Origin of the sequence: Piscinibacter sp. (assembly GCF_050175855.1) — a bacterium.
Taxonomy (GTDB): domain Bacteria; phylum Pseudomonadota; class Gammaproteobacteria; order Burkholderiales; family Burkholderiaceae_C; genus Piscinibacter.
This window is the reverse complement of sequence record NZ_JBFXIO010000339.1, coordinates 1-5,669: the sequence shown is the minus strand read 5'-3', so window position 1 is coordinate 5,669 and position 5,669 is coordinate 1. Positions and strand designations below refer to the sequence as shown.

Sequence of the window (5,669 nt, the reverse complement as noted above, 5' to 3'; positions counted from 1 at the left end):
CGCCCACTGCCTCGCGCAGATGGCGCGCTTCAAGCGGCCCAAGCGCTACGAGTTCGTGGCCGAGCTGCCGAAGAACAACTACGGCAAGGTGCTGAAGACGGCGCTGCGAGATCGGCTGGCCTGATCGGGCAAGCCCGGATGCGCAGGCATTGCGGGACGTCTGCGAGTGCGGTAGCTTGTCGCCATGCCGCAGCACCACGAGCCGCCAGCCCCTTCCCTCGATCACGACGAGCCGGCCGACGATGCCCGCCGCTCACTGATGCAGCAGGCCGCATGCGTGGCCGGCGCCTGGGCGGCCAGCGGCCTGCTGCCGACGGTGGCCGGCGAGGTGCGGCAGAGCCACCCGCGCTCGCTGCTGGTCGATGCCAACGGCCAGCCGATCTCGGCCAAGGCGCTGCGGCCCGGCGAGACGCTGCTGTTCAACTACCCGTTCGCGGCCTCGCCGGTGTTCCTGATCGCGATGGACGGCGAGGTGCGCGACGTCGAGCTGCTCACCGAGGCGAAGCAGCGCTACGCCGCGCCGGGCGGCGCGGGCCCGAAGCGCAACCTGGTCGCCTTCTCGGCCATCTGCGCCCACAAGCTGATGTACCCCACGCCGGCGCTGAGCTTCATCGGCGTGCGCAAGGGCATCGGCAACGAGCCGGCGCAGGTCATCCACTGCTGCGGCGACAACTCGCGCTACGACCCGGCGCGCGGCGCCGCGGTGATGTCCGGCCCGGCGCCTCAGCCGCTGGCGGCGGTGCTGCTGGAGTGGGATGCCCAGCGCGACCAGCTGCATGCCGTGGGCACGCGCGGCGGCGAGAAGTTCGGCGAGTTCTTCGAGAAGTACGCCTTCAAGCTCGAGATGGAGATGGGCCGGCGCGCCCGCGAGACGGCCGGCGCCACCTGCGTCACCCGGCCAGCCAGCGCCTACAGCCGGCAGTGGCAGAGCTGCCCGGCCTGACGCCGAAGCCTGCCGTCACTGCAGGCCGGCCATCGCGGCTGCCGCGCGGCGCGCCACGATCACGCGGTTGCGGCCCTCGCGCTTGGCCGCCAGCAGTTCGTCGTCGGCGGCCTTGAGCAGCGCGTCCGGCGAAGCCGCTGCGTGCAGCGAATCGGCCACGCCGGCGGAGAAGCTCAGGCCTTCGAGCGTCTCGTCGTCGAGCTCGAAGCGCATGGCACGCCAGCGGCGCAACAGCTGTTGCACCTTGCGCCGTGCCGCGTCGGCGCCGGTGCGCGGCATCAGCAGGCAGAACTCCTCGCCGCCGTAGCGGCAGGCCACGTCGCTGCGCCTCACCTGCTGCGCCAGCAATTGCCCGAAGGCGGCGAGCAGCTGGTCGCCGGCGGCGTGGCCGTGCACGTCGTTGACGCGCTTGAAGTGGTCGAGGTCGATGATCACCAGCGCCAGCGGCTGCGCCTCGCGCCGCGCCAGCGCGAACAGCGCGGGCAGCGTGTCGCCGAGGTGGCGGCGGTTGAACAGGCCGGTCAGCGCGTCGCGCACGGCCTGCTGGCGCAGCGCTTCCTGCAGGGATTGAACCTCCTCGATCTTGCGCGAGAGCTGCTCGTTGATGGCCGCCAGTTCGGCGCGCGCGCGCTCGGTGCGGCGGCGGCGCGCATCGTTCTCGTCGAGGCGGTGCTGCAGCCGCAGCAGCTCGGTCTGCAGCGCCGCGGCCTGGTAGCGCGCCCGCGAGGCCAGCTGCGACTGCGCCTTGGCCAGGCGCTGCGCCTGGCGAAGCGCAGCCAGTGCAGCCGCGGCATCGCCGGCCGCCTCGTGGGCCTCGCTGAGCACGGCGAAGAACTGCGCGCGGATGCGCACCGACAGGCCCTCGACGTCGTCGCGGGCCGCCTCGGTGTAGGCCGCGCGCAGGGTGCGCAGCGCGGCCACCGCGTCGCCGCGGGCCATCGCCAGCAATCCGGCGGCGGTAACGCGCTCGACGCGCTCGTCCGGAATGGGCGACGCGCCGCCGGCCAGGGCACGCTCCACCAGTTCCGCGCCGAGCGCGCGGTCGCCGGCACGCAGCGCGGCGATGGCCAGCGTCTCGAAGGCCGGCTCGATGCTGCCGCGGCCGCTGGCGTCGGTGGGCATGGCCAGCACCGCGGCGACGTCGGGCAAGGCCTCGGAGGCACGGCCGAGTTCGGTCAGGCACAGCACGCGGTTGATCAGCAGGATGCCAAGCAGCCGCGCGTTCTTCAGCTGGGTGCAGCCGGCCAGGCCCTGGTCGACGTGCTGCAGCGCATGCTCGTAGTCGCCGATCTGCAGCAGCTCGTGCGACAGGTTGCAGTGCAGCACGGTGTCGAAGCCGTGGCCGCGCTTGGGGCCGGCGTCGCGCAGCGCCTCGAACATGTGGGCGAAGGCCTGCGAGGAGTCGCCCAGCGCCGAGTAGCAGCCGGCGATGGTGTTGAGCAGCACGCCGCGCTGCTCGTGGCGCAGCACGCGCACGCCTTCGTCGCGCAGCGGCAGCACGGCCGCCAGCGCCTCGCGCACCCGGCCTTCGCGCCACATGGCCCGCGCCATCGCGGCACTCGCCAGCAGCTGGCCGGCGCGGTCGTTGCCCGGGGCGAAGCAGCGCAGCGCGCGCTGCAGTTCGCGCGACGCCTCGGCCACGGTGCCGAAGTAGAGCAGGTGGTAGCCCAGCGCGATGCGCGCCCAGCCCTCGGCGGCGAGCTCGCCGTCGCGCGTGGCCGCCTCGATGGCGCGCTCGGCCAGCCGCCGGGCCTGCTGCGAGTCGATGTGCAGCAGGTTCCATGCGCGTCGCGCCTGGCGCAGCGGTGCTGAAGGAGTCGACGGCGCAGTGGGCATCCGGCCATTATGGCCAGCGCCTGCTGCAGTTCAGCGCGCCGCGCCTCGGCGCGGGCGGGTCGGCACGTAGGTGCCTTGCATCGGCCAGCGGCTCGGCACGGTGTCGCTCCAGGCCGAGGGGTGCTCGTCGTCCGGATTCAGCGGGCCGTCGTCGGCCACCAGTCGGCCCTGGAGGTACAGGCCGTTGAGCAGTCGCGCCGCGCGCATCGGGTCCATCCCCGGCCATCGGGCGATCTCGGCGAGGGTGGCCGGCACCGCGAGCAGCCTTGTCACCACCGAGCCGAGCGCGCCGCTCGGGCGCGTGGCGTCCGGTTCGCGTTCGGTCTCGAAGACGCGGAAGAACTCCTGGCCGGCCAGCGCGCCCAGCAGGCCCTGGCGCGGCCCGAGCAGGGCCAGGCTCCACAGCAGCCCGCCCAGCGGGTAATGGCATGGCGGAAACTGGCGTGCACGGCCACGGCGAGCCAGCACCGGCGCATCGACTGCCGGCGGTTCGCAGGCGAGCAGCCGCGCGGCCCACAGCCCGGCCGGGGGCGCCTTGCGCCAGTCGACCGGCGCACGGTACATCCAGGCGCCGGGGTACAGCGTCAGCGGCCAGACCCAGCCGTCGACCACCACCGACAGCAGCAGCGGCTCGCGCAGGCGCAGGCAGCAGGCGACGACCTCGAGCAGGTCCGGCGCCCCGCCTTCGGCGGGCGTCAAGTGCCGCAGGGCGTCGATCATGGTGGGCGAGAGCACGGCCATGGTGCGCGGCGCGCTCGCGTCGCTCCAGTCCGTGTCGGGCCCGCTGTCGAACAGCGGGCGCGGCACCGTGTCGCCCGGATCGTCCACCCTCGGTCCCTCCGTCAGTGCAGGGTAGACCTCGAGGCGCCTCCCTGCAATCCGACGAAGGGGTATTGACGAATCGTGTCAGTGCGAGGTGCCTTCAGAGCGCGAGATCTTGTTCCAGACGTTGTACTTGCCGACCGGCTTGCTCATCGGCAGGCGCTTGACCTCCTTGAAGGTCGCGGCGTCGTAGACGACGATGGCGCCGTCCAGCTCCCACACGCTGGCCAGCGCGTGGCGGCCATCGCGGGTGTACTCGATGTGCGCCAGCGTGCGGCCGGGTTCCTTCACCTGCGCCACCGGCTCGAGCGTGCGCTTGTCGATGATCGTCAGCGTGTCCTTCGCGGTCGTGCTCATCATCGAGTCGACCCAGGCATAGGGCGAGTTCTCGTGGCTGCGCATGAAGAAGCCCGGGCCCGGCGTCTGGATGCTCTTCACGCTCTTCCAGGTCTTCATGTCGATCACCTGCACCACGCCGTCCTTCAGGTTCGGGCTGGCCAGCACGGTGGTGCCGTTCCAGGCGAAGGTGATGCCCGAGCCGAGGTGCGGCATGCCGGCCAGCGGCAGCGCGGCGATACGGCGGCGGATATCGAGGTTGACCACCTGCGCGCTCGGGCTGCCGTCGGACTTCGGCCGAGTCGCGCCCAGCACGTGGCGGTAGCTCTGGTCGAAGAAGAAGTCGTCGAGCGGTTCGTCCAGCGGCGTGCGGCGCACTCCGAGGTAGCCGGGCTTGGCGATCGATTCGCCCATCTTGTAGTCGTGCACCAGGCCGTCGTGGATGGGCTCGGCCTTCGGGTCGTAGGAGATCTCCCACAGCTCGGGAATGTCCTTGAGCGCGACGACGAAGCTGCGGCGCGGCTGCGCGTCGTACACCGCCGACACGCGCGAACTCGCCCTGCCGTCGAGCGTGGCGGCCTCGTAGACACGCTGCAGCTTCAGGTCGGCGTCGAACAGCGCCACGGTGTGCGGCAGGTAGTTGGCGGCCATGACCCACTGGCCGTCGCCGGAGACGGCCACGTTGCGCATGTTCAGCCCGGCGCGCACCTCGACGACCACGGCGAGGTTCCAGAGGTCGTACTTGGTGATCCAGCCGTCCCGCGAGCCGAAGTAGACGAAGCGGCCATCGGGCGAGAACTTCGGCCCGCCGTGCAACGCGAACCGCGAGGCGAAGCGGTGCATCACCTCGAAGCGGTCGCCGTCGACGACGGAGACATGGTGGTCGCCGCCCTCGACGACGAGGAACACGTTCAGCGGGTCGGCTTTCCACGCCGGCCGGGCGGGCAGTGCGGCGGCGCCCTCGACCTCGCTGCGCGAGGCGCGGATCTGCGCCTCGCTCCAGGTCGGCGCGGGCGTCACCGGCGTGTAGATCCACTTCGACAGCGCGGCGATCTGCTCGGCCGAGAGCTTGTCGGCGAAGCCGGGCATCTGCGTGGCGGTGCGGCCCTTGGCGATGACCGAGGTGGCCTCGGCCGGGCGCACGCGCTGCAGGCTTTCCGGCAGCAGCGCCGGCCCCATGCCGCCCAGGCGCTGCTCGCCGTGGCAGGCCACGCAGTGCTCGCGGTAGAGCGCAGCGGGATCTGCCTGCGCGCGCGCCATGTCGGCTGCCATGGCGAGCATGCCGGCGGCCAGGGCGAACTTCCACCAGTGTGCGGCGGGCTTCATGCGACCGCCTCCGCGGCGCTGTCGGCTTGGTGCAGGCCGATCTCCTCGTCGCTCAGATAGCAGCCCGGGTCGGCCGCCCAGGCATCGCCGGTGACCTGCTGCGCGCGGGTGCGCGTGTTGCCGCCGCAGAGGTCGAAGTGCACGCACTGCGCGCAGCGCCCGCCCACCGGGCGCGGCTTCATCTTCAGGCCGCGCATCAGCGGGTCGGAGGTGTCCATCCAGATCTGCGAGAACGGCCGCTCGCGCACGCTGCCCAGGCTGTGGTGCCACCACATCGTGTCGGGGTGCACCACGCCGAGATTGTCGATGTTGGCGACGTTCACGCCGGAGGCGTTGCCGCCCCAGGCCACGAGGCGTTCGCGCAGCGGGGCCTCCCAGCGCGGGAAGCGCTCGCGCACCCACTGCA

The 5,669-nt window shown here is 72.2% G+C and carries 4 protein-coding genes and 1 pseudogene; 1 reads left to right on the top strand and 4 read right to left on the bottom strand.

Annotated elements, in window-relative coordinates:
* Window positions 1–184: 184 nt before the first annotated feature.
* Entirely contained in the window at window positions 185–943 is a 759-nt protein-coding gene (locus tag AB7U92_RS20775) for a (2Fe-2S)-binding protein (protein WP_428581471.1), read from the top strand.
* A 15-nt stretch (window positions 944–958) separates the two neighbouring features.
* Here AB7U92_RS20775 and AB7U92_RS20770 read toward each other — a convergent pair whose 3' ends face one another.
* The 4 genes and pseudogenes from AB7U92_RS20770 to AB7U92_RS20755 all read right to left on the bottom strand — a co-directional run.
* Complete coding sequence (locus tag AB7U92_RS20770; protein WP_428581468.1) at window positions 959–2,779, bottom strand: diguanylate cyclase; 1,821 nt, start codon at window positions 2,777–2,779, stop codon at window positions 959–961.
* 30 nt (window positions 2,780–2,809) lie between these two features.
* On the bottom strand, window positions 2,810–3,607 hold the full coding sequence (locus AB7U92_RS20765; protein ID WP_428581465.1) for a hypothetical protein: 798 nt from the start codon (window positions 3,605–3,607) through the stop codon (window positions 2,810–2,812).
* Between the two features lie 78 nt (window positions 3,608–3,685).
* Window positions 3,686–5,263: a cytochrome D1 domain-containing protein gene (locus tag AB7U92_RS20760; RefSeq protein ID WP_428581462.1), complete on the bottom strand. Its 1,578-nt coding sequence runs from the start codon at window positions 5,261–5,263 to the stop codon at window positions 3,686–3,688.
* Window positions 5,260–5,669, bottom strand: a pseudogene (locus AB7U92_RS20755) (heme d1 biosynthesis radical SAM protein NirJ); the annotation flags it as partial. The gene AB7U92_RS20760 and the pseudogene AB7U92_RS20755, both read right to left, overlap by 4 nt.